The sequence below is a fragment of the Agrobacterium sp. P15N1-A genome (assembly GCF_044626815.1).
GTDB classification, from domain to species: Bacteria; Pseudomonadota; Alphaproteobacteria; order Rhizobiales; family Rhizobiaceae; genus Agrobacterium; species Agrobacterium leguminum.
This window is the reverse complement of the sequence record NZ_JBIUPF010000002.1, coordinates 702,913-729,688: the sequence shown is the minus strand read 5'-3', so window position 1 is coordinate 729,688 and position 26,776 is coordinate 702,913. Positions and strand designations below refer to the sequence as shown.

The window sequence follows — 26,776 nt, the reverse complement described above, 5'->3', positions numbered from 1 at the left end:
AGGATTGCAGAGCATCACAAAAAGCTGTCATCTAACTGACGCTACGCAAGTCCTTGCGCATTTACTCTCTATTAATTTGTGCCAGGCGTCTACTGTGGCGTGTGGTGCCGAGCGGTCTTGACGGGAAGAGGGGTTGAAATGGCATTCACCGAAAGAGACTGGAGCGTGGAGCGCTCCGGTTTTACCCTCAGCGGCAGCCTGTGCCTGCCCGGCGGCGGCGGTCCTTATCCCGTTGTCCTCATTCTTCAGGGAAGCGGTCAGGTCGACCGCGACGGCAATGCGCGCGGAGGCGGCGCCAGCCTTTATGCCCAGCTCGCGACGGCTCTTGCCGGATATGGCGTTGCGAGCTACCGCTACGACAAGCGAGGCGTCGGCTCCAGCGGCGGTCATTTCCTTTCCGCCGGTTATCTGGACCTTGTCGAAGACGCCGAGGCATGCTGGGAGGCGCTTACCGTCGCGCCCTTTGGCGACCCAGGCCGCATGTATATGCTCGGTCACAGCGAAGGGACCGCAATTGCCGCCCAATTGTCGTCGCGGCTCGCCCGCCCGCCGCGTGCGCTCATCCAGCTCTGCCCTTTCGACGACAGCGCGGAGACCATGCTGATCCATCAGGCGGAAGGGATAGACCGCGAGCTGCCCGGCGTGCCCGGTTTGCTGGGTTTCCTGTTGCGTCTCGGGCGGCGCATCATTGGCCCTTACGGTCGGCACATGCGGCGGAAGCTCGCGCATGTGCGCAAGCTTGACGGCGGCACGATCCGTCTTGGCCCCACACGCGTCAGCGCCCGCTGGCTGCGTGAATTGATCGAACTGGATGTCGACGGTCTCTACCGCGCCGTGCCTTGCCCCATGCTGTTGATCGCGGGTGAAAAGGACTTGCAGTGCACCCCGGAAAGCGCCGAACGTCTGGCCCGGCTGGCTTTCGCGCCAGTGGAATTCCATGTGGTGGCGAATATGATCCACCATCTGTCGGTCCGAGAAGGGCAGCCGGCGCTTCTGGATATGCGCGATATCACAGCACTTCCGCTTGCGCCGCAATTGCTGTCTTTTCTCGAAGGCTGGTTTGCCCGCGAAAGAGCCGGCGATGCGCCGGCCGGCCCCAACGCATCGGCAGCGCCGGCCTGAAACATCAAACCTATTGCGAGCGCAACGCCTCATTCCAGCGCTCAATCAGGCGGCTGCGTTTCACCTGATCCAGATAGACCATCAGGCCGGGGCTGACGGGCACGGGGCGCAGTTGCGCGCCGTGGATGGCCTGCATGGTGTTGGCGGTGTTTTCGCCCGCCACTTCCGGGCTGACGGCGGGGATCTGCAGCTGCCGGGCCATGATCGTCTGGCCCTCCTTGGACATAAAGAATTCCAGATAACGGCGGCCGAGCGCCGGGTTGGCGGCGGCTTCCGGCACTAGTCCGATACGCGACATGACGACGGTATAGTCTTTCGGCAGCACGATGCCGACATCGGGGTGGCGCGAGGCCCAGTCGGCCGCATAGGAGCCGAGAATATTGTAACCGAGCACGAAACGTCCGTCGGAAACGCGCTCCAGAATGGCCGAGGAGGTGGAGTAGACCTTCACGCCCGCCGCGCCCATCGCCTTGATGACGTTCCATATATCGCCGAACTGCTCCTGATCGCGCGACATGAACAGGAAGCCGACGCCGGAGCGTTCGATGTCGTAAGTTGCGATGCGGCCATGCACTTGCCTGGCGTGGCGTTCGAGATAATCGACGAATTCGGCGCGGCTGGCTGGCGGTTCTTCGGTGGTGAAGCTCGGCTTGTGATAAACGAAAACCGCCGGCTCGAAGGTCAACGCGTAAGCGGTGTTGCGCCAGTTGGCCCAGGCGGGCCAGCGGGCGCTCATGGCGAGATCCGAGCGCTGGGCATAACCGTCATTGCTCAGCTTCACCTGCAAATCCATGGCAGAGGAAAAGGCGAAATCGGCGGTTTTTTTGCCGGCGTCGGTTTCCTTCACGATACGGTCGTAGATTTCGCCGGTCAGCATATCCTCATAATGGACGGCGATATCGGGGTTGGCCTTCTGGAAACCCTCGATCATCGGCGTCGCCAGCGGTTCATCCAGCGAGGAATAGACCACCAGCGTTTCGGCATCCGCCTTGCCGGAGGGTGCCGGAAAGATGGCGACTTGCGCAAGCGCCGGCGAGGCCATGCAAAGACAGAGACAGAGAAGAAGGCAGATACGCATGGAAAAGATCATGCAGCAGGCGCGGGCCATTCACAAGCGGTAAGGGTCTGGTTAAACTCGGCAATGCTGTGGGAGGGAAGATTTGCGTATTTTGCTGGTCGAGGACAATCAGGTGCTGTCGGAGGGATTGTCGGCGCTGCTGCGCGGCACCGGTTATGCGGTGGATGTGGTGTCCGATGGCGCTTCCGCCGATGCGGCGATTGCAGCGGAAAGTTTCGATCTGGTCATTCTCGATCTCAACCTGCCGGAAATGGACGGCATCGAGGTGCTGCGCTCCATGCGATCGCGCCAGGACAAGGCGGCGGTGCTCATCCTGACGGCGCGCGGCACGCCGGAGGAAAAGGTCAAGGGGCTCGATCTCGGCGCCGACGACTACATGATCAAGCCTTTCGACATCACCGAATTCGAGGCGAGGGTGCGGGTGCTCCTGCGCCGCAACGCCGGCCTGCGCTCCTCGGCGCTGAGTTTTGGCAAGGTGCTGTTCGATCTCAATTCCCGCACCTTTTCGGCGGATGGGCGTCCGCTCGATATTCCGGCGCGCGAGGTGGCGCTGCTGGAAGTGCTGTTCATGCGGGCCGGCAAGGTCGTCGCCAAGGAAGCCATCGTGCAGTCGCTGACCGGTTTCGACGACGATATTTCCGCCAATGCCATCGAGCAATATGTCAGCCGCCTGCGCAAGCGGCTCGCGCCCCACGGGCTGACGGTGAAGACTGCGCGCGGCATCGGTTATTATCTCGAAAAGCTGCCGGAGATGGCTGAATGAGACAGGCCGCCTATTCGCTCAGGCGGCGACTTTTAGGCTGGCTTCTCATTTCCACCGCCATCATCGGCTGCGTTGCGCTGACCGATACCTGGCGCGAGGCGGTCAATACCGCCAATGTCGTTTCGGACCGGGTACTATCAGGTTCGGCGCTCGCCATTGCCGAGCGGGTGGTGGTGGCCGAGGACGGCTCGCTGGAAGTCGACATTCCCTATGTCGCGCTGGAAATGCTGACATCGGCCGCACAGGACCGGGTGTTTTACCGTGTCGACGGGCCGAACGGGCAATTCCTCACCGGCTACCAGAACCTGCCGACGGTGGAGAACCCGAAGGGCGATACCCCGGCCTATCGCGATGCCGTGTTCCGCGACGAGCCGATCCGCATCGCCGCCATCAGGCGTTTCGCTTCCACCGGCATCAATTCCGTGCCCTTTTCCGTAACGGTCGCCGAAACCACCATTGCCCGCAGCCAGCTGGCGCAGGCGATCATCCTGCGCTCGGCGCTGCGCCTGCTGTTGATGATCGTGGGGGCGGCGATCATCGTCTGGATCGCGGTGACGATTTCGCTCAGACCGCTTTACCGGCTCAGCGAAGCCATTGCCGAGCGCAGCCCGAATGATCTGCATCCCATCCGTCAATCCGTGCCGGTGGAGGTGGAGAACCTGGTGGAGACGGTCAATTCTTTCATGGTGCGGCTGCAATCGGCGCTCGATGCGCTCCGGCATTTCACTGGCAATGCCAGCCACCAGCTGCGCACGCCGCTTGCCATCATCAGCACCCAGCTTGCGCTTTCCGCCCGCGCCGCAAGCCTTGAGGAGGCGCAGGCGGCGGCGCTGAAGGGTGGCGCTTCGGTGGCCCATGCCGAACATATCCTCGCCCAGCTGCTGCGCATGGCCAATATCGATGCCGCCGGTTCGAGTGAAAAGCATGATTTTTCCGCAATCGATCTTGTGGCCGTTGCGCAGAATGTGACGGCCGATTTCGTGCCGCGGGCGGCGGAGGCCGGCATCGATCTCGGTTTCGAAGGCGAGGGCGAGGTTGCCATTGCCGCCGAGCCGCTCCTGATCGGCGAACTGATCGGCAATCTCGTTTCCAATGCCATCAATTATGCCGGTCGCGGCGCGGAAGTCACCGTCCGTGTCGGCAGGCAGGCGGGCGATGTCTGGCTGGAAGTGGAGGATAACGGCCCCGGCATTCCCCCGGAAAAACGCGCCATGGTGCGCCAGCGCTTTGCCCGCGGCGAAGCCAACGCCGCCCCCGGCGCCGGCCTCGGCCTTGCCATCATCGAAGAGATTGCCGGGCTGTTCGGCGGGCGGCTGACGCTCGAGGATGGCGCGGAGGGGCGTGGGCTGAGGGCGCGGGTGGTGTTTGGTGGGCGGGGGGACGCTTAAGGATAATGTCGCCCAGACTGCCGGTGCTTACCCCATCCGCTCGGAAGCATAACTTCCCGGGCTTGGCGGGAAGACGACGGTGCGGTTGCCGTTGATGAAGGTGCGGTGGTGGATATGGGCGTGGATGGCGCGGGCCAGCACCTGGCTTTCCACATCGCGACCGAGCGAGACATAATCGTCGGCCGATTGCGCATGGGTGATGCGCACCGTGTCCTGTTCGATGATCGGGCCCTCGTCGAGATCGGCGGTGACGTAATGGGCCGTTGCGCCGATCAGCTTCACACCGCGCTCATAGGCCTGCTTGTAAGGGTTGGCGCCCTTGAAGGAGGGCAGGAAGGAATGGTGGATATTGATGATTTTGCCAGACATCTTCCGGCACATGTCGTCGGACAGAACCTGCATGTAGCGCGCCAGTACCACGAGTTCCGTGCCGCTGGTCTCGATCAGGTCCATCAGCTGGGCTTCTGCTTTGGGCTTATTCTCCTTCGTCACCCTGATGTGGTGGAAGGGAATGTCGTGGTTGACGACGACCTTCTGGTAATCGAAATGGTTGGAGACGACACCGACGATGTCGATCGGCAATGCGCCGATCTTCCAGCGATAGAGCAGGTCGTTGAGGCAATGGCCGAAACGGGAGACCATCAACAGCGTCTTCATGCGCTGGCCGTCCGGATAGATATCCGCCTCCATGCCGAATTTTTCCGCCACCGGCTTGAAGCCGTCGGTGATGGCCTCAAGGGTGGCGCCTTCTTCGGAGATGAAGGAGACGCGCATGAAGAACTTGCCGGTCTCGAGGTCGTCGAACTGCGAACTGTCGACGATGTTGCAGCCTTTTTCCGCCAGATAACCGGAAATCGCGGCCACAATGCCACGGGTCGATTTGCAGGCTACGGTCAGAACATAGGATGTCATTCGTTTTCCCTCAAAGACGTCGCGCCGGCATCAGCCGGCGCAGTTCGGCGCGTTCCATAGCGCAGCTTGGCAGCGGAGCAAAGCGCCAAGGCGATGTAGCCAAAGTCATAGGGCGGGAAACGGGCACGCGCCGTGCCGGAAGCGACATGGAATGTTCCATGGCCAGCACGGCGGCGTCGGCTGTTTCAGCAGTGCCGTTGCCGGCCTCAGGCGCGGCGCAGGCGCATCGCCGTGCGGCCGCGACCGTCGAGCAGTTCCAGCGTGCCGCGGCGCGGCTCAAGCCTGAAGGAGCGGGCGCCTTCCAGCGCTTCGATGAACTGCCGTTCCTGGCGCATGATGTCGGGCGCGCAGGCCATCTGGGTGGAAATCATCCGGCCGAAATCGACGCGGTTGCGGTTGATCTTCACCTCGCCGCCGATGCCGTTGCAACCGGCATTGCCCGAAACGCGGCCCTCGCGGGTAATTTCCAGCGTCGCCTGACGGCGGCCGCGAACCCGCTCGCCACGGATGTCCTGCACCAGCCAGCGCCCGTCGATACCGGCTTCCGGCTCCGGCCGGCCCGGACCCGCGCCGACGCGCTCCAGTACCAGATCGGTATCGTCGCGACCGCCGGTCAGCACCGAATAACGGCGGGTTGTGGTGAAGAGTGGCCGGTCGCGGTCGCGGATTTCGGCGCTCAGCGCATAGGAGCGGCGGCCACGGATGTCGCGGTCATCATAACGCAGCACGAAGGGCACCGGCACCTGGCCACGCGGGCGAATGGTGGTTTCGGCAATCGTCTGCGACGGCGCATCCGCCAGCGAAACGTCGATCAGGCGCACGGTGACGGTCGCGCCCGGCGGCAGGGCGATGCGCTCGCGATAGGAAACGCTGCCGCGCAGGCTTGCCGGTGCGGCAGCCGCGCCGCCCGCCGCAAAAAGCGGCGCAAGCGCGACAAGCCCGGCGAAACTGCGGCGAGAAAGAAGAGGTTGGCGGTCGGTCATGGTGCTTGCTCCGTGCTGGTGCCGATCAAATTTCAGCGGATGATAAAAAACGGCACTGAACGGGCGATGAACCGGTGGTTGTTTTCTCACGCGTGAGCCGGAGAGGTCCCGGGCGAATGATGACGCGTGCGATTTTGAAAGCAGTGGGGAGGCAGCAGGCAGCCTCCCCACCGGTCTCAGGCGCGGAAACCGTCCCGCAGCGCTTCGAACTTCGCCAGCTGCCCGGCCAGCAGTTCCTTGTTCTCGTCCCGGCGGACGAAAATCTTGAACATGGCGCTGCCGGCGGCGTTCATGAACCAGACGGAACAGGAGCGGCGGCCGTGGAAGCCGCGGTCGACGAAGGTGATGCCGGCGCAATTGTCCTTCTTGATGTGACCGCCGATGGGGCTGTCGCCGTGGATGTTGAACCAGCCGTGGCTTTCGCTGCCTTCCGGCAGGTGGCCCGGCACTTCGAACACGATATCGCCGGTCTGCACGATCATCAGGACTTCGCCCCAGCCGCGCATCTCGTTCCAGATGGCGTCGAAGCGGTCGGCGGCAGCGGAAACGGCGGCACCTTCCGGCAGGATCGCCAGAATTTCGGCCGGCGTCACCTCGGCCTTGGCGGCGATGGCCTCCACGATACCGTCAGGCTTTTCGGCGAGCGCGGCGGCGGCGCGGGCCTGCCTGTCGTCGTCGGTCTTTTGGGCTGCAATGCTCATCGGGCGGCCTCAGGCGGCAATCGAACGGCGTTCGCCATTCTTGTCTTCATGGATGATGACGTCGAAGCCTTCGAAATGCGGGCCGGAGAGATATTCCACCTTGCCGCGGTTTTCGCCGGCCTTGGCGTGGGCGGCGCGGAACTGTTCGGATTTCGTCCAGGCGAGGAAATCGTCCCTGGTGGCCCAGACGGTGTGCGAGGCATAAAGCGTGTGGTCATCCGCCTTCGGGCCTTTCAGCATGTGAAATTCGATGTAACCCGGCAATTCGCTCAGATGCGATTTGCGCTCGCGCCAGATGGATTCGAAGGTTTCCTCATAACCCGGCACGACACGAAAGCGGTTCATTGCGATAAACATGAATTCTCCCTTTAAGTTTCCAGTTTGAGTCAGGATATCCAGCCGCAGGGAGGTTGGAAAGGGGTTCACGACAAAGCGAACAAATTTACTCCACTTATCGATTGCGCCGCCCATAAACATGTGTAAAGAACTCAAGATTAAATGGCGCGGGCTAAGCCGCGCCGGGTCGTGTTTCAGGATAGCGCCATGTTGAATTCCCGCCTTCGTTTCTTCGTTTTCGCCGCCCTCGTGCCCGCCGCAATCGCCTTTGCCGCACCTGCCGCCATGGCTTCGGACAAGGGCAATCCGGAAGCGAAACGCATCGTCGCGGTGGGCGGCACGGTCACCGAAATCCTTTATGCGCTGGGCGCAGGAGACCGAGTCGTTGCGCGTGACAGCACCAGCAGCTATCCGGCCGATGCATTTGCCAAGCCGGATATCGGTTACATGCGGGCGCTCTCGTCCGAAGGCATCCTGTCGCAGAAGCCTGATCTCATCCTCTCCGAAGACGGGTCCGGCCCGGCCGATGTCATCGCCATCCTGAAGGCAAGCGCCGTGCCTTTCGTCACCGTCGATACGCCGCCGAGCGGCGACGCCATCCCCAAAAAGATCGAGGATGTGGGCGCGGCGGTCGGTCTTTCTGACAAGGCGAAGGCGCTGGCTGCCGAGACCAGGGCCGGGCTCGATGCGCTCGCCAAGGATGTTTCGGCCGTGCCGGAAAAGGGCAGGAAGCGGGTTCTCTTCGTGCTTTCCACCGCCGGCGGCCGCATCATGGCGGCGGGCAAGGATACCGAAGCGGCCGCGATCATCGAAATGGCGGGCGGCATCAATGCGGCGCAGGAGATCAACGGTTACAAGCCGCTGACAGATGAGGCGGTCATTGCCGCAGCACCCGATCTGGTGCTGACCATGGCGCGCGGCGACCATGCCGCCAAGGCGGAAGAGATTTTCGCGCTGCCGGCCTTCCAGTCCACGCCGGCCGCCGCCAGCAAGGCGCTCATCAGCATGGATGGGCTTTATCTCATCGGTTTTGGCCCGCGCACGCCCGCTGCGGGCCGCGAGCTGGCAGCCAAGCTCTATCCTGAGGTGGTGAAGCCGTGAGCCTTGCTGCCTTGAGTTCCGCTGAAGGCAGGGTTGCGGGCGACAGATCCCGCCAGGGGGTCGTCACCCTCGCCGTGCTCGTCGGCATCCTGCTGTTTGCCTGTGGCGTGTCGCTGGTCAGCGGACCCACGGGCGTCGGCATGTCCGAACTCTGGGCTTATTTCACCGGCGGCGCGGATCAGCTCGATGCGCGCGACAGGATCATTCTGGAGGCGGTGCGCCTGCCACGCACGGCGCTCGGCATGTTGATCGGCGCGGGGCTTGCCGTTTCGGGGGCGATGATGCAGGGCCTCTTCCGCAATCCGCTGGCCGATCCCGGCATTGTCGGCGTCACCTCGGGTGCTGCGCTGTTTGCGGTCGCGGCCATTTCTCTCGGGGAAGGCGCGCTTGCCACCGTCGCCGTGTTTTTCGGCCCGCATTTTCTGCCGCTGATGGCGTTTTTCGGCGGGTTGCTGAACACCTGGGTGCTTTACCTGATCGCGACGAAGGATGGCGCCACCTCCACCACCACGCTCATTCTGGCCGGCATTGCGGTGGCGGCGATCAGCGCTGCGCTGATGGGGCTGATGATTTTCATGGCCGATGACCGGGCGCTGCGCGACATTACCTTCTGGTCGCTCGGTTCGCTCGGCGGGGCCACGCCCGCCAAGGTGTTCGCCACCTTGCCCTTCATCATCATCGTGCTTGCCATCATTCCCTTCGTTGCGCGCGGGCTGGATGCGCTCATTCTCGGCGATGCCGCCGCCTTTCACATGGGCATTCCGGTGCAACGGCTGAAGCGAATCGTCATTCTGGCCGTTGCCGCCGCCTGCGGGGCAAGCGTGGCGGCGGCCGGTTCAATCGGTTTTGTCGGCATCGTCGTGCCGCATCTTCTGCGGCTCGCCATCGGCCCGTCGCACCGCTTCCTGCTGCCGGCCTCCGCACTTGGCGGGGCGGCGCTTCTGCTTCTGGCCGATAGTTTCGCCCGCACCGTCGCGTCGCCGGCGGAACTGCCCATCGGCGTCGTCACGGCGCTCATCGGTGCGCCGGTCTTCCTGTTCCTGCTATTGGGACGCGGCGGCTTTTCCATGCGGAACATGTCATGATCCGGGCCGAAAAACTCACGCTCATCCGTTCCGGCCGCCGGCTTCTCGATGCGGTCAGCGTCGATCTGAAGCCCGGCAAGGTCAATGTCATCATTGGCCCCAACGGTGCGGGCAAATCCACGTTGATGAAGGTTCTCTCGGGCGAAATGCGCGCCGAGGGCGGTTCGGTGACCTATAACGACATTGACCTGCCGGCCTTCACGCCGGTCCAGCTCGCCCGTCTCAGGGCCGTGCTGCCGCAGAGCACCCAGCTTGCTTTCCCCTTCACCGCGCTCGAAATCGTGCGGATGGGGGCTGTCGCACAGGGCTCCCGCGCGTCGGAAGAGCAGGCCCGCCGCGCGCTCGCCAGGGCCGGGCTGCGCGGTTTCGAGCAGCGGTCCTACAACATGCTCTCCGGCGGCGAACAGCAGCGGGTGCAGTTTGCCCGGGCGCTGGCGCAGGTGCCGAACCCGATGGAAAATGGCGAGGCACGGGCGCTCTTCCTCGACGAGCCCACCGCAAGTCTCGATATCGGCCACCAGATCGCCGTGCTGGAAACGGCGCGCGATTTTGCAAGCGGCGGCGGGCTGGTGCTCGCAATCCTGCACGATCTCAACCTTGCGGCGGAATTCGCCGATCAACTTATCGTCATGCATGGCGGCCGGGTGACGGCGAGCGGCCCCTCGCTGGAAACGATCAGCGACGAGACGATTGCAAGGGTCTATGGCATTGGCGGTGTCGTCGGCCGGCTGCCGGCGCGGCATATTCCTTACGTGTTGCCGCAGTCGCGCCACCGTTAAGGACCTGTCCTTCGCCTCAGCTTTCCGGGCGGGTGGCGATGAAGAGCGCCGAGCCGAGCATGACGGCGGCGACGATGGCCGCGCGCAGCGGCGGCGGCTCGCTCAGAAACCAGAAAGCGGCGTAACTGACGGACATGGCAGAAAGTGCTGCGACCTTGGCGTTGCGGGCGATTGCGCCGCGTTCGCGCCATCGCCGCAGCGAAGGGCCGAATCTAGGGTGGGCCAGCAGCCATGCCTCGAGTTTTGGCGAGGAGCGGGAAAAACACCAGAGCGCCAGAAGCAGGAACGGCGTGGTGGGCAAAACGGGAAGAAACGCGCCGACAATGCCGGTCGCGACCATAAGCCAGCCAAGACAGAGGTATAAAAGGCGCATGCCTAGCCGGTATCATGAGTTCACCACTCAGGATAGAGCGGCAGAGCCAAAACCCTGCGGTCTCGTTGCCGCAGGTCCCAACCGCACCGAAAAAACTAAGGGGTTTTTGCCATCACATTTGCCGTGATCGGGCCGTTACGTCCTGTCGCAGAGTGCCTTTAGGGTTGAAAGCGAAGCACGCAGTCTTTATCCCCTTGGGCCGCGATGCCCGGAGCATAACCGGGCCGTCAAAGCTTAAGAAGAAGAAGGAAAACACCATGGCCAAGCTGATCCACTCGATGGTCCGGGTGCTAGACGAAAAGCGTTCGGTGGAATTTTACAGGCAGGCTTTCGGGCTTGAGGTTGCGGAACGCGCCGAGTTCGAAAACTTCACGCTGATCTATCTCAGCAATGCCGAGGGCGATTTCGAGCTGGAACTGACCGTCAACCGGGGTCGCGAAGTGCCCTATGCGCTGGGCGACGGCTATGGGCACCTCGCGGTCAGCGTGGCCGATGTGGATGGCGAGCACCAGCGCTTCACCGAGATCGGCCTTTCCCCCGGAAAAATCATCGAAGCCGATTATAAGGGCCAGCCTTTCGCGAAATACTTTTTCATCTGCGATCCGGACGGTTACAAGATCGAAGTGCTGCAACGCGGCAACCGGTTCAAATAAGCTCTGATGGAGGCGGGCATGGCAGAGGCAGGCGTCAAACTCGAAGATAGCTGGAAACGCGTTCTTTCCGGCGAATTCGCCAGCCCCTATATGCTCAAGCTGAAAGAGTTCCTGCTTGCCGAAAAGACCGCCGGCAAGCGCATCTTCCCCAGGGGTGCGGAATATTTCCGGGCGCTGGACCTCACGCCTCTCGATGAGGTTAAGGTCGTCATTTTAGGCCAGGACCCCTATCACGGGCTCGGCCAGGCGCATGGGCTTTGCTTTTCCGTCCAGCCCGGCGTGCGCATTCCGCCCTCGCTCGTCAATATCTACAAGGAATTGCAGAGCGATCTCGGCATTCGCCCGGTGGGTCACGGCTTTCTGGAAAGCTGGGCGAAACAGGGCGTGCTTCTGCTCAACAGCGTGCTGACGGTGGAAGAATCCCGCGCAGCCTCCCATCAGGGGCAGGGCTGGGAAAGGTTCACCGACGCCGTCATCCGCGCCGTCAACGACGAATGCGACCATGTCGTCTTCCTGCTCTGGGGTTCCTATGCCCAGAAGAAGGCGGCCTTCGTGGATCAGCGCAAGCATCTCGTGCTGCGCTCGCCGCATCCGTCCCCGCTTTCGGCCCATAACGGCTTTTTCGGCAATGGCCATTTTTCCAAGGCAAACGCCTTTCTCGTCTCCCATGGCCGCGATCCGATCGACTGGCAATTGCCGGAAACGGTGGGAAGCAACAAAAACCTTCTCTAGACACTCATAAAATACCTTTACGCTTTGCGGTTGTCGGGATTAAAGATAACCGGACTACGAAGTGAAGGATTATGCCCGTGTCTCTCCTGTCTGCCGAAACCTCCGTCTCGCTGCCCGATCCGCTGTCGATCGTCGATGCTTTCGAGGATCATTTTTCCGAGCATATGGAGATGGAACGCGAAGGCGCGACAGTGCGGTTCAAGACGGAATACGGCCATGGCAGCTTCAGCGCCGAGGGCGGGCGTTTCGCCGCAAGGGTGAGCTGCATTTCCGAACATATATTGATGTCGGTAAAGGCCATGGTGGCCGAGCATATCGTCGAATTCTCCGGCGAGACGGGGCTGGATTTCCGCTGGAGCGGCCATGGCGCGCAGCAGCGTGAGCTGCCCAATCTCTTCGTCGGCAAGGTTGCCCGCGCCTATAATCTGACGCCGCATATGCGCCGGCTGGTGGTTTCCGTCGAAAGCGGCATCGAAAGGCTGCTCTCCGGCGGCATGCATGTGCGGCTGCTGCTGGTGCCGGATCAGGCCCGCGCGCCGGTCTGGCCTTATCTTGCGCCCACCGGCGCCATCGTCTGGCCGGCGGGCGACGATCTTCTCACGCGGCGTGTCTACACCATCCGTTCCGGCGATATCGCGCGCGGTGAAGTCGATATCGATTTCGTCATGCATGAGGGCGACCACATGCCGGGTGCGACCTTCGGCGCGACGGCGAAGCCCGGCGATGTTCTCGGCATCATCGGCCCGAGCGGCGTCTGCCCGGAAGCCGAGCGTTATGTCTTTGCCGGTGACGAGACGGCGCTGCCGGTGATGCTGCGCATGGCAGCCGAAATGCCGGCCGGGAAAAAGCTCAGCGTCTATGCCGAGATCGACGATGAAGCCGAGCGGCAGGAGATCGTCTGCGCGGCAAATGTCGAGTGGACATGGCTTTATCGCCGCGGCAAGCCCGCCGGCACATCCGGCCTCATCGAGAAGGCGTTGCGTGACCACGCCTGGAGCGCGGATCATGACGGTCTGCATGTCTTTGTCGCCTGCGAAAAATCCGAGGCGAGGGCGGCAAAATCCTTCCTCACCGACGAGATTGCTTTCCCGAAAGCATCGCTGCGCGCCGTCGGCTACTGGACTTTGGGCGTCGCCGACGATCATTGAGCTGCCTAGCGGGCCCGTTGAACAGTCGGTTTTATCGTTCATCATCCGGGAACAATCCGTTCCCGTTGTCCACTCTATGCCTGAGAGCGCTGTTACCCCATCTTTACGCCATGAACAGGGCAGGCCCCAACCGTGAGGCCTGCCAGGCAAAAGGGGTTTATCATGCTCAACCAGATCAAGGGCCTGCACCACGTCACGTCCATGGCGGCGAGCGCGCGCCAGAACAACAGTTTTTTCACCGATACGCTCGGCCTGCGCCGGGTGAAGAAGACGGTCAATTTCGACGCGCCTGACGTCTATCATCTTTATTATGGCGATGAAGTCGGCACGCCCGGCTCCGTCATGACCTATTTTCCGTTCCCGCATATCGCCCGCGGCCGTCCCGGCACGGGTGAAGTGGGCACGACGCTGTTTTCCATTCCGGAAGGATCGCTCGGCTACTGGCAGGACCGTCTTTCCAAGGCCGGCGTGGATGGGTTGAAGGCCGATGAAGCCTTCGGCAACAAGCGCCTGCATTTCGCGGGTCCCGATGGCGACGGTTTCGCGCTGGTCGAGGTCAGGGATGACAACCGTGCGCAATGGATCGGCAATGGCGTCGGCGCGGATCAGGCGATCCATGGTTTTCAGGGTGCGTCGCTGCGTCTTCGCGATGAAGGTGCGACGGCCGAGCTTTTGAAATTCATGGGCTATCAGGAGGTGGATCGTCAGGACGGCGTTCTGCGCCTCGGCATTCCCGGCGGCAACGGCGCCGACTTCATCGACATCGAAACCATGCCGAATATTTCTGGCGCGCGGCTGGGCGCGGGGTCCGTGCACCACATCGCCTTTGCGGTCGAAAACCGCGAAAAGCAGCTGGAGGTGCGCAAGGCGCTGCTGGATACCGGCTATCAGGTGACACCGGTGATCGACCGCGATTATTTCTGGGCGATCTATTTCCGCACGCCGGGCGGCGTGCTGTTCGAAGTGGCCACCAACGAACCCGGTTTCGACCGCGACGAGGACACCGCCCATCTCGGCGAGGCGCTGAAGCTGCCCAGCCAGCACGCGCATCTGCGCTCCGTGCTGGAAGAGCATCTGGAGCCGCTGGGGGACGAAAAGGGGGCTTAACCTCTCGATAGCGCTTGGCAGGAAATTGCCGCGTCCTTCTTCTCCCCGTTTGGGGAGAAGGTGGCCCGAAGGGTCGGATGAGGGGGCAACGTTGCCGAATTTCACGACCCTTGCCCCCTCATCCCGCTGCCGCGACCTTCTCCCCGGCGGGGAGAAGAAGCAGGCGGCACCCGCTCGCTCCACATGGCTGAAGAAGCCGTGCGGAAGCCGTTAAACCTCTCCTTCCAGAAAGGATTATCCGATGAACAAGGACACCTATTTCCACAAATCCCGCGCCGGTGCCGCCGGTGCGCCGCTTTTCCTGGTGCTGCATGGCACGGGTGGCGATGAGAACCAGTTCTTCGACTTTGGCTCCCGTATTTTGCCGCAGGCCACCGTCCTCTCACCCGTCGGCGATGTTTCCGAACATGGCGCGGCGCGTTTCTTCCGGCGCACGGGCGAGGGCGTTTACGACATGGTCGATCTTGCCCGGGCAACCGCGAAGCTGGCAGATTTCGTCAAGGCAAACCGCGAGCATTACCAGTCCGGACCAATCATCGGTCTCGGCTTTTCAAATGGCGCGAATATTCTCGCCAATGTGCTGGTCGAACAACCCGAGCTTTTCGATGCCGCAGTGCTGATGCATCCGCTTATCCCGTTCGAGCCGAAGATTTCCCCGGCAAAACCCACACGCCGGGTGTTGATCACGGCGGGAGAGCGGGATCCAATCTGCCCGGTGCCGCTGACGCAGGCGCTGGAAAAGAACCTTCAGGCGCAGGGTGGAACCGTGGAGACGGTATGGCATCCGGGCGGGCATGAAATTCGCTCCAGCGAGATCGATGCCGTGCGGGAATTTCTCTCGGTTTACGGGGAGTGATGCTGTCTTCCGTCATGCCGGGCTTGACCCGGCATCCAGCCACGGCGCGTCTGTGCCGTGGAAAGAGTCTTTCGCGATCAAGGACTTGATCGCACTGGACCCCGGATCTAGTCCGGGGTGACGGAGTGTGGGTGATGTGCCGTCAAGTAATTCTTCGCCGCAGGCAGGTTAAATCGACCTGCACCCGCCTCAGCGATATCCGCATTGCTGCAACTGCGCCTCGTAACGCAGCGCCATGTTGGCGGAGCGGCGGGCGGCCTTCTGGACCGCGGAATTGTTGCGCCAGCTGCCCTTGGCATAACCAGCATGGCCGGAATAATAGGCGAGGTAGAGATTATAGGGGTCGTTCAGCGAAATGCCGTTTTCGCGCCGGCTCTTGGCATGATACCAGCCGACGAAGTGGATGGCGTCGGTGAAATCGGTGCGGCTTGCCGACCAGCGGCCGGTTTCACGCTGGTAAACGCTCCATGTGCCGTCCAGCGCCTGTGCATAACCATAAGCGCTCGACTGGCGTGTCCAGGGAATGAAACCGAGAAGCTTGGTGCGCGGCGGGCGCGCATAGGGGCGGAAGGCGGATTCGGTATAGATCGTTGCCATCATGACAGGCACGGGCACGCCGAATTCGCGCTCGGCCGCTTTCGCATCGCGCCGCCAGTTGTTGAAGATGCCGTTCCGCTGTTCGAAAATCGCACAGGCATTGGTCACCTGCGACGGTGCGGTGGCGCAGCCGGCCAGAACGAGCATCAGAAAAACAACGGCAAATACGCCACGCATAACGGAACCCTTTCGTTCCGCTATTCTTAAATTGCTAACCATTAACGTCGGGTTTTAAGACAAGGTTAATTCAAATGCCGCCGATCAAGGCCCTGTTAACCCGCTGAAAATTCCTGTGGCCGGGATGGGGCGAAACCGCCTCCCGAGCGCCTTTTTTAAGAAGCGTTCATCCCCGCGCGTCCACGGTCCCGCCGACCCGGCTATACTTGGCCCATCCCGGTCATCAGGCGTGCGCGCGGCGCAAGGTGGACGGGGCAGGCGGCCGAAACCGGGGAATTTCCCGATGTCACGGTTGAGGCGGCCGGCATGTGCCCATCCTCCAAACAGGAACCGGTTTGGCGGGCGGGTCATATGTTTCAAGCCGGGGCCGCATCGTCTGCAAACCCTGCAATACCCTTTGATACCCCCGCAGCGATGCGGCCCCTATATCGCTTGCCAACGTTGCCGCGGAATTCGCGGTGACGGTATCGGCGCATATTCGAAAGAAAGCGTCCGCTGTACAAAAATGAAAACCGATAAAATTGTAGCAATCGGCTTAAAGCGGCTGAAAACAGTGCTGTGTCATTGTGGGATCACAGACGGGGAGCGGCCCTTCAAGAGGCGCTCCACAAACAGAAATCGAGACCGGCACAAGCCGGCGGATCGCAAAACGGGGTATGAAATGCTGAAGAAGATTATTGCTGCCGCCATCTGCGGAATTGCCGTTGCTTCCATGTCCAATCATGCCGACGCGGCTGGCGCTGCCGGTTTTGCCCGCGGTTTTGCCGCCGTCGAGAAGTCTGCGGTGACGCAGATCGGTGTTTCCGCGCCGGGCGGTTTTGATGGCTGCGTTCTTTCCGCCGGCCAATGCGTCTCCACCATCGCCGCGCCGCTGACCGGTGAGCGTCGCGAGGAACTGCTGCGCGTCAACCGCGATGTGAACGCCACCATGGGCGCGCTCGACGATTATTTTTCCGGCTTCGCAACCGATGTCCCGGCGACCCCTTCCGTCAGCCTTGGCGATTGCGGTGACTGCGCCGCCATCAAGCGCATGGCCCTTGCTGGCGCGGGCTGGTCCTCCAGCGCGCTGCGCCTTGCCTTTTCGCTGAACAATGACGGATCGCTCGAAAAAGTGCTGATCGTCACCACCGATAAGGGCGATATCGTCCTCGGCAATGCCGTCTTTTCTCCGGCCGAGCGCGAAACCGCGCTTTAAGCCCATCTTTTCATGCCTGCCAGACTGCGCCGGTTTTCCTGACCCTGTTGGTTCAGGAAGCCGGCGATTTTTTTCGTTCCGCGACGGCAATGCCCGCCAGCGCCATGATGAGAGCGACGATCTGATAGGTATGCAGCGTCTCGCTGAGCACGATAACCGATAGCAGGGTGCCGAAGACGGGCACGAGGTTGATGAAGAGGCCGGCGCGGTTGGCGCCGATCTGCTCCACGCCCTTGATGTAGAGGATCTGCGCGATGAGCGACGCAAAAATGGCGGCATAGACCACCAGCACCCAGCCCTTCTGATCCGGCCAGACGACGCTGTCGCGCGACATTTCCCAGAAGACCAGCGGCACCGAGGTGATGAGGGCGAAGAAAGCGGGGATGGCCATCAGCGTGCGCCAGTCGACCGCCGGTTTCCAGCGCAGGATGACGGTGTAGATGGCATAGACCAGCACGGCGAGCAGCATGACGGCGTCGCCGACATTCATTTCCAGCTGCAGCAGCGAGATCGGGTCGCCGTGCGAGGCGAGCAGCGCCACGCCTGATATGGTGAGACAGAAGCCGACGATCTGGCCGAACAGCACGCGGGTGCGGAACAGGATGAAGTTCAGGACGAAGATGACCATGGGAATGCCGGCCTGAATGACGGCGGCATTGATGGCAGAGGTGTGCTGCAGGGCCGTGTAGAGAAACACGTTGAAGGCGGTGTAACCGACGCTGCCGAGCACTAAGAAATAGGGCAGGCGTTTTTTCACCACCGGCCAGTCCTTGATCAGCTGCGGCACGGAAATGGCGAAGATGATGGCGACGGCGAAGACCCAGCGCAGGGAGGTGAAGGCCATGGGGCTGATGTGGCCGACGGCGAGCTTGCCGGCAACGGTGTTGCCGCCCCAGCAGAGCGTGGCGATGATGAGGGCGATATAGGCTTTGGAGGACACGCTGATGTTTCGCTTCTTCACGGGGCGGGAAAACGGCTAAGGGGTGAATGGCGGTCTTGCGCCCGCGCCTGGCCCCCATGGGGCGAGATAATGCGGGAAATCCGCGCCTTGTCACGGAAAAAGCAAAATTCTCCATAAGAAACAGGGTCGCTTTCCGTAAAACAACACAGTATACATTCGCGGGTTTGGGTTTCCCATCGGGTTATCGGGCGCGCAAGCGCCATGAGCAGGAAAGCAAGAAATGACGAATGTTGTGGTGGTCGGCTCGCAATGGGGCGACGAAGGCAAAGGCAAGATTGTCGACTGGCTGTCCGAGCGGGCAGATGTCGTCGTGCGGTATCAGGGCGGCCATAATGCCGGCCATACGCTTGTCATCGATGGCATCAGCTACAAGCTTTCGCTTCTGCCGTCCGGCGTCGTGCGTCCCGGCAAGCTCGCGGTCATCGGCAATGGCGTCGTGGTCGATCCGCATGCGCTGATCGCCGAAATCGGCCGTCTGGAAGCGCAGGGCGTCAAGGTTACGCCGGAAAACCTGCGTATCGCCGACAATGCCACGCTTATTCTTTCGCTGCACCGCGAGCTGGACGGCATGCGCGAAGACGCCGCCTCCAACAGCGGTACCAAGATCGGCACCACCCGTCGCGGCATCGGCCCGGCTTACGAAGACAAGGTTGGCCGCCGCGCCATCCGCGTCATGGATCTGGCCGACATGGAGGCGCTTTCCGCCAAGGTTGACCGTATCCTCACGCATCATAATGCCCTTCGCCGCGGTTTCGGCGCGGCCGAAGTCTCGCATGAGACGATCATGGAAGAGCTGGGCTCGGTTGCCGAGCGCATCCTGCCGTTCAGCGAAACCGTCTGGCTGCTGCTCGACAAGAAGCGCCGCGCCGGTGCGCGCATCCTGTTTGAGGGCGCTCAGGGCTCGCTGCTCGATATCGACCACGGCACCTATCCCTATGTGACCTCTTCCAACACGGTTGCCGGCCAGGCGGCTGCCGGTTCGGGTATGGGTCCGGGTTCGCTGGGTTACATTCTCGGCATCACCAAGGCTTACACCACCCGCGTTGGCGAAGGTCCGTTCCCGACCGAGCTGAATGACGAGATCGGCCAGTTCCTGGGCGAAAAGGGTCATGAATTCGGCACCGTCACCGGCCGCAAGCGCCGCTGCGGCTGGTTTGACGCCGCACTGGTGCGCCAGTCGGTCGCCACCAACGGTATTACCGGCATCGCACTCACCAAGCTTGACGTGCTTGACGGTCTCGACGAGCTGAAAATCTGCGTCGGCTACAAGCTTGACGGGCAGGAAATCGACCATCTTCCGGCCAGCCAGGGCGCGCAGGCGCGCGTCGAGCCGATCTACATCACGCTGGAAGGCTGGAAGGAATCTACCGTCGGTGCCCGAAAATGGGCGGATTTGCCTGCTCAGGCAATCAAATATGTCCGTCAGGTCGAGGAATTGATCGGGGCGCCTGTCGCACTTCTGTCGACAAGTCCGGAGCGTGACGACACCATACTTGTGACTGATCCGTTTGAGGATTAATGTCCTCGGCGATCTAGATTCATAAACCATATCGGGCCGGTACGTCGCCGGTCACGACGAGAAAGTGCTTATGGCGGATTTTGTAGCAGTCATTCGCAAGGCCGTGGATGGCTTGGCGAACAATACTCCCGAAAACCGGGCGAAGGTTTACGACAAGGCGCGCAGTGCGGTTGTGCGCCAACTCGAGAATATGAAGCCACGTCCGCCGGAAGAATTGTTGCGCCGGCAGATCGCCAAGCTGGACGCCGCCATAGCCGAGGTGGACAGCGAATATGCCGAGGCGCTTCCGGCGCTGGAGGATGATGACGCTGTCTCTCCCGCTGCGGAAGAGACGGCGGCATCCTATTACCAGCAGGATGCTGCCGACGAAGACGAGGCCCGCGGCGCCGAGCCGGCGGAGGATGCCGACCGGGAAGAGGCGCGGCACGAGCCGGTCTACGAAGAGCCGGCATCCGTTGAACCCGCGCAATCGGAGCCGGCTTACGAAGACGCGGCCGAAGAGGAAGAGCCCCGGCACGCTGACGCCGCTGCCGATGAGGAGCCGCATCGCGGCGACCGCGCGCCGGAAGAGCTTTATGATGCGCCGGAAACGGTTCATGCCGCTCCCGCCCCGGCACACGCCTCCGACGAAGCCGTCGGCACCTATTTCACACGGACGGACGAAGAGCCGGCTCACCAGCCGGAGCCTGAAACGGCGCTCGGCGCCGCCGATGATTCCGTTCCCTCCCATTGGGCGCAGCCGGTGGATGAGGATGACTGGCGCAAGCTCGATGAAGCGCAGGACGACGATGTGCGTCCGGCCGCCGAGGAATATGAAGAGGTTCGCAACGAGACCGACGAACGTCCGCTCGTTGCCGGTTATGCCGCGCAGCATTACCAGGAACCGGAAGTAAGCTTCGAGCCCGCCCCTTACGAAAAGGATGAGCGGCGCGAGGCGGACGACCATTTCGGCCCCGCCGCCGTGGAGCATGCTCCGGCGTTTGGCGGTCGGCACGATTTTGACGACCATCGCCAGCCGGAAGAGCAGGCTCCGAAAAAGGCGGCCGTGGTCGAGGATTTCTCGTCCTATTTCCAGGATGCGGATATTGCCATTCCCGCCAAGGACGCGCCGGCGCTGCCGCGCGCGGATAACGATCTCTTCGGCGATCAGGCAGCGGCAAAGGATAACAAGGAACGCACGCCCTGGGACGATCTGGACGAGCTGATCGGTTATGACGGCGCGTCGTCGTCCACCCGTCAGGCTTCGGGCGAAACGAATGGCGTGGGCGCTGCCGCCGCGACGCCCGCCTATATGGTCAAGAAGAAGCCGCGCCGCAATTATGCGTCGCTGGTTCTGGCCCTTGTCGGCGTGGCGCTGCTTGCCGGCGGCGGTTATGCCGTGTGGATGAACCGCGATGCGCTGAACGATATGGTCGGCGGGCTGGTCAGCTCCGCACAGAACGGCGGCACCAGCCAGACGGCTTCGAACGGCACGGGTGAGGCGCAGACCTCGACACCGCCGGCGACCCAGCAGCCGCCCGCCACGGGGCAGCAGCCGACAACCCCGACGAACCATCAGACCCCGACCCATGGCGATGACGGCTCCGTCACCGGCACCAAGTTCACCCAGCGGCTTCTGGCCGACGGCACCGAGCGTGACGAAGGACCTGCCGCCGGTGCGAACGGCCAGCCGGTCACCGCCGAAGGCCAGTCGGTTTATGAGCAGAATGTCGCGCCGCCGCCCGCTGGCGAGGCTCCGGCCAATAATGCCGGTGCGCCCGCCGGAACGCCTGCCGGCACGCCGCCGGCGCAGCAGCCCGCCGCCGCCGCTGCCGGCGACCGCATGTTCCTTTATGAGGAAGTGCTGGGCCAGACGGTGCCGACCGCCATTCAGGGCAGTGTTTCCTGGTCGCTGCAGCAGGAAAATGACGGTGACGGTAAACCTTCTCCGACCGTGCAGGGCCAGATCACCGTTCCCGGCCGTGGCCTCAGCGCGCTGATCACCTTCAAGCGCAATACCGACCCGTCGCTGCCGGCCAGCCATCTGATCGAGATCGTCTTCTCGGTTTCGCCCGGCTTCGAAGGTGGCGCTATCGACAGCGTCCAGCGCATCGCGATGAAGAGCACCGAGCAGGATCGCGGCAACGCGCTGATCGCGGTTCCGGCCAAGATCACCGACGATTTCCACATGATCGCGCTCAACGACTTCCCGGATGCGATGAAGACCAATCTGGAGCTTCTGAAGAGCCGCAACTGGATCGACATCCCGGTTTCCTACCGCAACGGCCGGCGTGCGCTGCTGACCCTGCAAAAGGGCAATGACGGCATCGCCGCCTTTGACAAGGCGCTTAGCGAATGGGCGGCGGCGGCACCTGCTGCCGGCGGTCAATAAGGATTGAAAGGGCGGCTCGGGTCGCCCTTTTCGTTATATGGCTACGGCGGTGTCTTTGCGTTTGTCGGGTGATGGGTGGGTTAGTTGGTGCTGGTGGGTGTGGCTCACCCCCTCTGCCCGGCGGGGCAGAGGGGGGGTGAGCGGCATCCCCCGAAGCATGGATATTTTTCCTGCCGGTTTTCCTCCAGCGCAATCGCCGGTCTCGGATGGCAGGCCATTTCCAGTCGTCAGTCTTTTACCGACAAAAAATCCCCGGCCGAGGGCCGAGGATGATCCATGGCACGGACGCAAAACTGCTCCGCACTTTTGCTGGATATGCTTTACGCATCCACCACGCGCAAGGCGCGCGCAGCTTCCAGCGCTTCCTTCTGCACCGCTTCCTGCACCTTCTCGAAGGCGCGAACCTCGATCTGGCGCACGCGTTCGCGGCTGATGTCGAACTCGGAGGAGAGTTCCTCCAGCGTCACCGGGTCTTCGGCCAGCCGGCGGGCCTCGAAGATGCGGCGTTCGCGGTCGTTCAGCACGCCCATGGCTTTCGCCAGCATGCGGCGGCGGGTTTCCAGCTCGTCCTGTTCGATCAGCACGTCTTCCTGGCTGTCATGGTCGTCCACCAGCCAGTCCTGCCATTGGCCGGACTCGCCTTCGGACGCCTTGATCGGCGCATTCAGCGAGGCGTCGCCATGCAGGCGGCGGTTCATCGAGATGACTTCTTCTTCCGACACCTGAAGCTTCGTCGCGATTTCCTTGACGTGCTCCGGCTTCAGATCGCCATCGTCGATTGCCTGGATGCGGCCCTTCAGACGGCGCAGGTTGAAGAACAGGCGCTTCTGGTTGGCGGTCGTGCCCATCTTCACCAGCGACCAGGAGCGCAGGATATATTCCTGGATCGAGGCCTTGATCCACCACATGGCATAGGTGGCGAGACGGAAACCGCGCTCCGGATCGAACTTCTTTACCGCCTGCATCAGGCCGACATTGCCTTCGGAGACGACTTCGCCGATGGGCAGGCCGTAACCGCGGTAACCCATGGCGATCTTGGCCACGAGACGCAGGTGGCTGGTGACGAGTTTATGCGCGGCGTCGCGGTCGCCATGCTCGGCGTAACGCTTGCCAAGCATGTATTCTTCCTGCGGCTCCAGCATCGGAAATTTACGGATTTCGTCGAGATATCTATTGAGACCGGCTTCGCCGGCTGTAATTGTAGGCAAACTATTGCGGGCCATAAAGCACCCCCTTATCTATGGTCTGGAACGGCACCCTCTTTGATCGGCGACTGACCCGCCGGAGGCACACCGTAAGCTGCGGGTCGTTACCGACCCCGCACGAACCCATGTGACAGATATGTACGCGCCCGCCGCGTTTCAAGCGAACGCTGCGTTCACACATGCGTTATGTTCCAGTGACACCTTCTTTGACCTGTTTAACTTTCGAACGGTAGATTCGTTCCGAAAAACCGCCAAGGCCGGAGCGCACCATCAGCTCATACATCACCCGCCGGCGCATGGGATTGTGCAGGCGCATAACCTTCGAGCCAAGGAACTGCGTCTCCACATGGGCAAGCGCCTGCAGATCGGGATCGGCGGCAATCGCGTCCGCATAGGTCGCGTGAAATTCCCGGCGGCAGACATAGGTTTTGTATTTCGTCATGCCGAAGCAGACGAGGCTGTGGCCGTGGGTGCGCAGGAAATCGGCGACGCCGACCGTCACCTCCGGCCAGGCGGGGTTGAAGGTGTCGTCGAAGACGATGACGCCATGCGGCGCGATCACCTCCATCGCCAGTTTCGCATCGGCCAGCACGTGGTGCAGGTTGTGGCCGCCATCGATGCTGAAGAAGCGCGCGGGGCCGATGCGGGAGGTGATATCGGCGGGCGCCAGCTGCGTGCTGTCGCCCCTGATGATCAGCTCTTCATCCATGGCGAAACCCAGCCGACGGCCGTTTTCCATCAGGCGTTCATATTGGTCGAGGCTGCCATCTTCGGGCGGATCGAGATCGAAGAGATCGACGCCCAGCACCTTTTCCTGCCTCCCGGCGAATTTGCGCAGCAGGAAATAGGAGCGGCCGTAATAAACGCCGATTTCCGCCATGCCGCCATGGAGGCCGCTTTTTGTCTGGGCCTGCAACAGCGCCTTGAAGACGAGCGCATCGGGCGGGTCGATATAGCCTTCGACGCTGCGCAACTCCTGAAAGATAAACCGGCGGTCTTCGATATTCATGCGATAGATCCCGTCATCATGCCGGTTCCGTTCGGGGGCGGATCGAACGGATGGCGTCCCTGCGGTTTTATTTGACAGGCTTGAAATCGGCACGATTTAACGGCGGCGATTTCAGGCTTTGCGGGGCCGAGGAGGTGTGACGATTGAAGCGAAATTGGGGCGGTCTATAAAAAGGACCGACTGCGGAATATCGCTATCCGCTAATCTTTTTTTATTATCCGGGGCTTCCGGCGAAATACATGGCGCAGTTTTTTTGACCGCGCCATGCAGGTTTTCAGCCACGCAATGCGGCGGTCAGCGCTTCCATGTCATCCGGCAGGTCGGTTTCGAATTCCATCACCTCGCCGGTGCGCGGATGTTCGAAAGCGAGCAGATAGGCATGCAGGGCCTGGCGCGGAAAGCCGCGGACGGTGCTCTTTGCCGGTTCTTCGAGAAGGTTCGCCTTGGTGCGGAAGGCCGCGCCATATTCGGGATCGCCGATCAGCGGATGGCCGATATGGGCCATGTGAACGCGGATCTGGTGGGTGCGGCCGGTTTCCAGCCGGCATTCCACCATGGAGGCGAGGCAGGTGGCGTCCGGCCGCTCATGGTAACGTTCCATCACCTCGTAATGGGTGATTGCCTCGCGGGCATCGTCCGAATCCTCGTGCTTGACGGCGCGTTTGGTGCGGTCGGCGCTGCGGCCGAGTGCGGCGTCGATGGTGCCGCGCAGGGTGCGCGGGCGGCCCCAGACAACGGCCTTGTAGGCGCGTTCCAGCGGGCCGGTGCGGCCATGGTCGGCAAATTGCGCGGCGAGATGGCGGTGGGCATTGTCGTTCTTCGCCACGACCATGACGCCGGAGGTTTCCTTGTCCAGCCGGTGCACGATGCCCGGCCGCCTGACGCCGCCAATGCCGGAGAGGCTGTCGCCGCAATGGTGGATGAGGGCGTTGACCAGCGTGCCGGTCCAGTTGCCGGCGCCCGGATGCACAACGAGACCGGCGGGCTTGATGAGCACGATCAGGTCTTCATCCTCATATTCCACGTCGAGCGGAATGTCCTCGCCCTTGGGTTCCGGGTCTTCCGGCTCGGGCATGACGATTTCGATGCGGTCCTTCGGATGCACCTTCTTTTTCGGCTCCGTCACCGGCTGGCCGTTGATGGAGACCGCGCCCTGCTCGATCAGTGCTTTCAGCCGGCTGCGGGAGAAGTCGCCACCCACTTCGCCCGCCAGCCATGAATCGAGGCGGCCTTCGGCGTTTTCCCCGGCAATCAGGACTTTCCTTGCGTCTCCGCCTTGTTTAAAGGGGTCGTTCATTCTTATTTTTCCGATCCATCAGCATTTCAGGGAACCCGATGACGCAGATCGAGCAAGACGAACAGGAAGACAAGCCGCTTGATCCGGCCATGGAAAAAGTTCGCCGCAAGATGATCCGTTTGCAGATCGTGTCGGGCTCCGTGATGTTTATCAGCCTTATGGCCGTCTTCGGTGCGGTTGTCTACAAGGCGATGGGGCCGTCGAAGGCGGTTCAGACGCAGGGCGAAGCGCCGAACCTGGCCGTTCCCACCGGCAACGGGCCGCTGGCCGTCACCGCCAGCCTGCCGCAGGGCTTCACGATCGACAACGTCAGCTATTCCGGCGGCGACATGCTGTTTTACGGCCGGCTCGCCAACGGTACCCGCAAGGCGCTGGTCTTCAACGTCGCGGCCGGCCGGTTCCTCGCCGATGTGACGGTCGATGGCCAGTGAGGCCGATAAGCTGCTGGACGGGCGGGCGCTGATCCCGGTCGAAGATCCGGCAGATCCGCGCATCGCCGCCTTTCGCGATATTCGCGAGCGCGACCTGACCGGGCGGCAGGGCCGCTTCATTGCCGAAGGCACGGTGGTGCTGCGCATGCTGGCCGCCGCCCATAAAGCGGGCGGCGCCTTTGCGGCCGAGAGCATCCTCATCCTCAGAAACCGGCTTTCGGGCGTCGCGGATATCCTTGCTGATTTCCCGCCGGATGTGCCGGTTTATGTAGCGGAAGCGCCGGTGCTGGATGGCATCGTCGGGTTCCACCTGCATCGCGGCATTCTGGCGCTTGGGCGACGGGTTCAGGATCGCGGACTGGAAGAGATGACGGCGGCACTTCCCGCCTCGTCGCTGGTGCTGGTCGGTTGCGGCATTTCCAATCACGATAATCTGGGTGCGATGTTCCGCAATGCGGCGGCGTTTTATGCCGATGCGGTGTTGCTGGACGAGACCTCATGCGATCCGCTTTATCGCAAGGCGCTACGCGTTTCCGTAGGCTCGGTGCTTTCGGTTCCCTGGCATCGCGGCGGCGGGGCGGTGGAGATGCTGGAGCGGCTTTCCGAGGCCGGTTTTGCTATCTGGAGCCTTTCGCCTGGTGGCGAGACCGAGATTCGCGATATTCCCCGGTCCGAGCGCATGGCGCTGGTGATCGGCACGGAAGGCGAGGGGCTGCCGCAATCGGTGCTCTCGCGGTTCCATACGGCGCGGATTGCGCAGTCGCCGCAGCTGGATAGCCTGAATGCGGGGACGGCTTCGGGGCTGGCGCTTTATCAGATGGCGGGGGTTATGGGGCGGGTTTAGGGGCTCGGTGGGTGCGGCTCACCCCCCTCTGCCCTGCCGGGCATCTCCCCCTC

General features: G+C 62.3%; 27 protein-coding genes. 16 read left to right on the top strand and 11 right to left on the bottom strand.

Going from position 1 to position 26,776, the window contains the following annotated elements; genetic code table 11:
• Positions 1-138: 138 nt before the first annotated feature.
• Entirely contained in the window at positions 139-1,122 is a 984-nt protein-coding gene (locus tag ACIK7D_RS11520; protein WP_400156338.1) for an alpha/beta hydrolase, read from the top strand.
• A gap of 10 nt (positions 1,123-1,132) precedes the next feature.
• Here the strand turns inward: ACIK7D_RS11520 and ACIK7D_RS11515 are convergent, their stop codons facing one another.
• Positions 1,133-2,230: an ABC transporter substrate-binding protein gene (locus ACIK7D_RS11515; RefSeq protein WP_400156337.1), complete on the bottom strand. Its 1,098-nt coding sequence runs from the start codon at positions 2,228-2,230 to the stop codon at positions 1,133-1,135.
• Between the two features lie 52 nt (positions 2,231-2,282).
• On the opposite strand from ACIK7D_RS11515, the gene ACIK7D_RS11510 reads away from it, so the two are divergent.
• Together ACIK7D_RS11510 and ACIK7D_RS11505 are read left to right on the top strand one after the other, a co-directional pair.
• Positions 2,283-2,963, top strand: coding sequence for a response regulator transcription factor (locus tag ACIK7D_RS11510; protein ID WP_127757669.1), 681 nt, complete (start codon positions 2,283-2,285; stop codon positions 2,961-2,963).
• Entirely contained in the window at positions 2,960-4,351 is a 1,392-nt protein-coding gene (locus ACIK7D_RS11505) for a sensor histidine kinase (RefSeq protein ID WP_400156336.1), read from the top strand. Before ACIK7D_RS11510 ends, ACIK7D_RS11505 begins: the two co-directional genes overlap by 4 nt.
• A gap of 27 nt (positions 4,352-4,378) precedes the next feature.
• Here ACIK7D_RS11505 and purU read toward each other — a convergent pair whose 3' ends face one another.
• The 4 genes from purU to ACIK7D_RS11485 all read right to left on the bottom strand — a co-directional run bounded on the left by purU (position 4,379) and on the right by ACIK7D_RS11485 (position 7,304).
• A complete protein-coding gene (purU, locus tag ACIK7D_RS11500; protein WP_035259300.1) occupies positions 4,379-5,263 on the bottom strand; it encodes a formyltetrahydrofolate deformylase in 885 nt (294 codons plus the stop codon).
• 206 nt (positions 5,264-5,469) lie between these two features.
• Positions 5,470-6,246 (bottom strand): YbaY family lipoprotein, encoded by a 777-nt coding sequence (locus tag ACIK7D_RS11495; RefSeq protein ID WP_400156335.1) that lies wholly within the window; start codon positions 6,244-6,246, stop codon positions 5,470-5,472.
• Positions 6,247-6,422: 176 nt separating this feature from the next.
• Positions 6,423-6,947, bottom strand: a complete 525-nt coding sequence (hutX, locus tag ACIK7D_RS11490) for a heme utilization cystosolic carrier protein HutX (protein ID WP_127757666.1) — start codon at positions 6,945-6,947, stop codon at positions 6,423-6,425.
• A 9-nt stretch (positions 6,948-6,956) separates the two neighbouring features.
• On the bottom strand, positions 6,957-7,304 hold the full coding sequence (locus tag ACIK7D_RS11485) for an antibiotic biosynthesis monooxygenase family protein (protein ID WP_400156334.1): 348 nt from the start codon (positions 7,302-7,304) through the stop codon (positions 6,957-6,959).
• 186 nt (positions 7,305-7,490) lie between these two features.
• On the opposite strand from ACIK7D_RS11485, the gene ACIK7D_RS11480 reads away from it, so the two are divergent.
• The 3 genes from ACIK7D_RS11480 to ACIK7D_RS11470 are packed head-to-tail and all read left to right on the top strand — an operon-like array spanning position 7,491 to position 10,248.
• Positions 7,491-8,384 (top strand): hemin ABC transporter substrate-binding protein, encoded by an 894-nt coding sequence (locus ACIK7D_RS11480; RefSeq protein ID WP_400156333.1) that lies wholly within the window; start codon positions 7,491-7,493, stop codon positions 8,382-8,384.
• On the top strand, positions 8,381-9,469 hold the full coding sequence (locus ACIK7D_RS11475; protein WP_400156332.1) for a FecCD family ABC transporter permease: 1,089 nt from the start codon (positions 8,381-8,383) through the stop codon (positions 9,467-9,469). Before ACIK7D_RS11480 ends, ACIK7D_RS11475 begins: the two co-directional genes overlap by 4 nt.
• Complete coding sequence (locus ACIK7D_RS11470) at positions 9,466-10,248, top strand: heme ABC transporter ATP-binding protein (RefSeq protein ID WP_400156331.1); 783 nt, start codon at positions 9,466-9,468, stop codon at positions 10,246-10,248. Before ACIK7D_RS11475 ends, ACIK7D_RS11470 begins: the two co-directional genes overlap by 4 nt.
• 16 nt (positions 10,249-10,264) lie before the next feature.
• Here the strand turns inward: ACIK7D_RS11470 and ACIK7D_RS11465 are convergent, their stop codons facing one another.
• Positions 10,265-10,621 (bottom strand): YbaN family protein, encoded by a 357-nt coding sequence (locus tag ACIK7D_RS11465; protein ID WP_059754575.1) that lies wholly within the window; start codon positions 10,619-10,621, stop codon positions 10,265-10,267.
• Positions 10,622-10,878: 257 nt separating this feature from the next.
• On the opposite strand from ACIK7D_RS11465, the gene ACIK7D_RS11460 reads away from it, so the two are divergent.
• From ACIK7D_RS11460 to ACIK7D_RS11440, 5 genes are all read left to right on the top strand, one after another.
• Positions 10,879-11,274 (top strand): VOC family protein, encoded by a 396-nt coding sequence (locus ACIK7D_RS11460; RefSeq protein ID WP_080815914.1) that lies wholly within the window; start codon positions 10,879-10,881, stop codon positions 11,272-11,274.
• Positions 11,275-11,292: 18 nt separating this feature from the next.
• On the top strand, positions 11,293-12,006 hold the full coding sequence (gene ung, locus ACIK7D_RS11455) for a uracil-DNA glycosylase (protein WP_400156330.1): 714 nt from the start codon (positions 11,293-11,295) through the stop codon (positions 12,004-12,006).
• A gap of 71 nt (positions 12,007-12,077) precedes the next feature.
• Complete coding sequence (locus ACIK7D_RS11450) at positions 12,078-13,154, top strand: siderophore-interacting protein (RefSeq protein ID WP_400156329.1); 1,077 nt, start codon at positions 12,078-12,080, stop codon at positions 13,152-13,154.
• 162 nt (positions 13,155-13,316) lie between these two features.
• Positions 13,317-14,261, top strand: coding sequence for a VOC family protein (locus tag ACIK7D_RS11445; protein WP_400156328.1), 945 nt, complete (start codon positions 13,317-13,319; stop codon positions 14,259-14,261).
• Between the two features lie 241 nt (positions 14,262-14,502).
• Complete coding sequence (locus ACIK7D_RS11440) at positions 14,503-15,117, top strand: alpha/beta hydrolase (protein ID WP_127757661.1); 615 nt, start codon at positions 14,503-14,505, stop codon at positions 15,115-15,117.
• Positions 15,118-15,306: 189 nt separating this feature from the next.
• On the opposite strand, the gene ACIK7D_RS11435 is transcribed toward ACIK7D_RS11440, so the two are convergent.
• A complete protein-coding gene (locus ACIK7D_RS11435; protein WP_003522586.1) occupies positions 15,307-15,891 on the bottom strand; it encodes a transglycosylase SLT domain-containing protein in 585 nt (194 codons plus the stop codon).
• Between the two features lie 661 nt (positions 15,892-16,552).
• Here ACIK7D_RS11435 and ACIK7D_RS11430 point away from each other — a divergent pair.
• Positions 16,553-17,086, top strand: coding sequence for a transglutaminase-like cysteine peptidase (locus ACIK7D_RS11430; RefSeq protein ID WP_400156327.1), 534 nt, complete (start codon positions 16,553-16,555; stop codon positions 17,084-17,086).
• Positions 17,087-17,138: 52 nt separating this feature from the next.
• Here ACIK7D_RS11430 and ACIK7D_RS11425 read toward each other — a convergent pair whose 3' ends face one another.
• On the bottom strand, positions 17,139-18,026 hold the full coding sequence (locus ACIK7D_RS11425; RefSeq protein WP_400156326.1) for a DMT family transporter: 888 nt from the start codon (positions 18,024-18,026) through the stop codon (positions 17,139-17,141).
• Between the two features lie 241 nt (positions 18,027-18,267).
• Here ACIK7D_RS11425 and ACIK7D_RS11420 point away from each other — a divergent pair, with 241 nt between their 5' ends.
• Entirely contained in the window at positions 18,268-19,566 is a 1,299-nt protein-coding gene (locus ACIK7D_RS11420) for an adenylosuccinate synthase (RefSeq protein WP_174022807.1), read from the top strand.
• A 70-nt stretch (positions 19,567-19,636) separates the two neighbouring features.
• Complete coding sequence (locus ACIK7D_RS11415) at positions 19,637-21,937, top strand: hypothetical protein (RefSeq protein WP_400156325.1); 2,301 nt, start codon at positions 19,637-19,639, stop codon at positions 21,935-21,937.
• A 320-nt stretch (positions 21,938-22,257) separates the two neighbouring features.
• Here ACIK7D_RS11415 and rpoH read toward each other — a convergent pair whose 3' ends face one another.
• The 3 genes from rpoH to ACIK7D_RS11400 form a co-directional block, all read right to left on the bottom strand.
• Positions 22,258-23,160, bottom strand: a complete 903-nt coding sequence (rpoH, locus tag ACIK7D_RS11410; protein ID WP_003522581.1) for an RNA polymerase sigma factor RpoH — start codon at positions 23,158-23,160, stop codon at positions 22,258-22,260.
• Between the two features lie 166 nt (positions 23,161-23,326).
• A complete protein-coding gene (locus ACIK7D_RS11405; protein ID WP_003522580.1) occupies positions 23,327-24,151 on the bottom strand; it encodes a class I SAM-dependent methyltransferase in 825 nt (274 codons plus the stop codon).
• A gap of 274 nt (positions 24,152-24,425) precedes the next feature.
• Positions 24,426-25,448, bottom strand: a complete 1,023-nt coding sequence (locus tag ACIK7D_RS11400; protein ID WP_035259711.1) for an RluA family pseudouridine synthase — start codon at positions 25,446-25,448, stop codon at positions 24,426-24,428.
• A gap of 38 nt (positions 25,449-25,486) precedes the next feature.
• On the opposite strand from ACIK7D_RS11400, the gene ACIK7D_RS11395 reads away from it, so the two are divergent.
• Both ACIK7D_RS11395 and ACIK7D_RS11390 read left to right on the top strand, forming a co-directional pair.
• Entirely contained in the window at positions 25,487-25,879 is a 393-nt protein-coding gene (locus tag ACIK7D_RS11395; RefSeq protein WP_137003945.1) for a hypothetical protein, read from the top strand.
• A complete protein-coding gene (locus ACIK7D_RS11390; protein ID WP_137003944.1) occupies positions 25,869-26,723 on the top strand; it encodes an RNA methyltransferase in 855 nt (284 codons plus the stop codon). Before ACIK7D_RS11395 ends, ACIK7D_RS11390 begins: the two co-directional genes overlap by 11 nt.
• Positions 26,724-26,776: the final 53 nt, after the last annotated feature.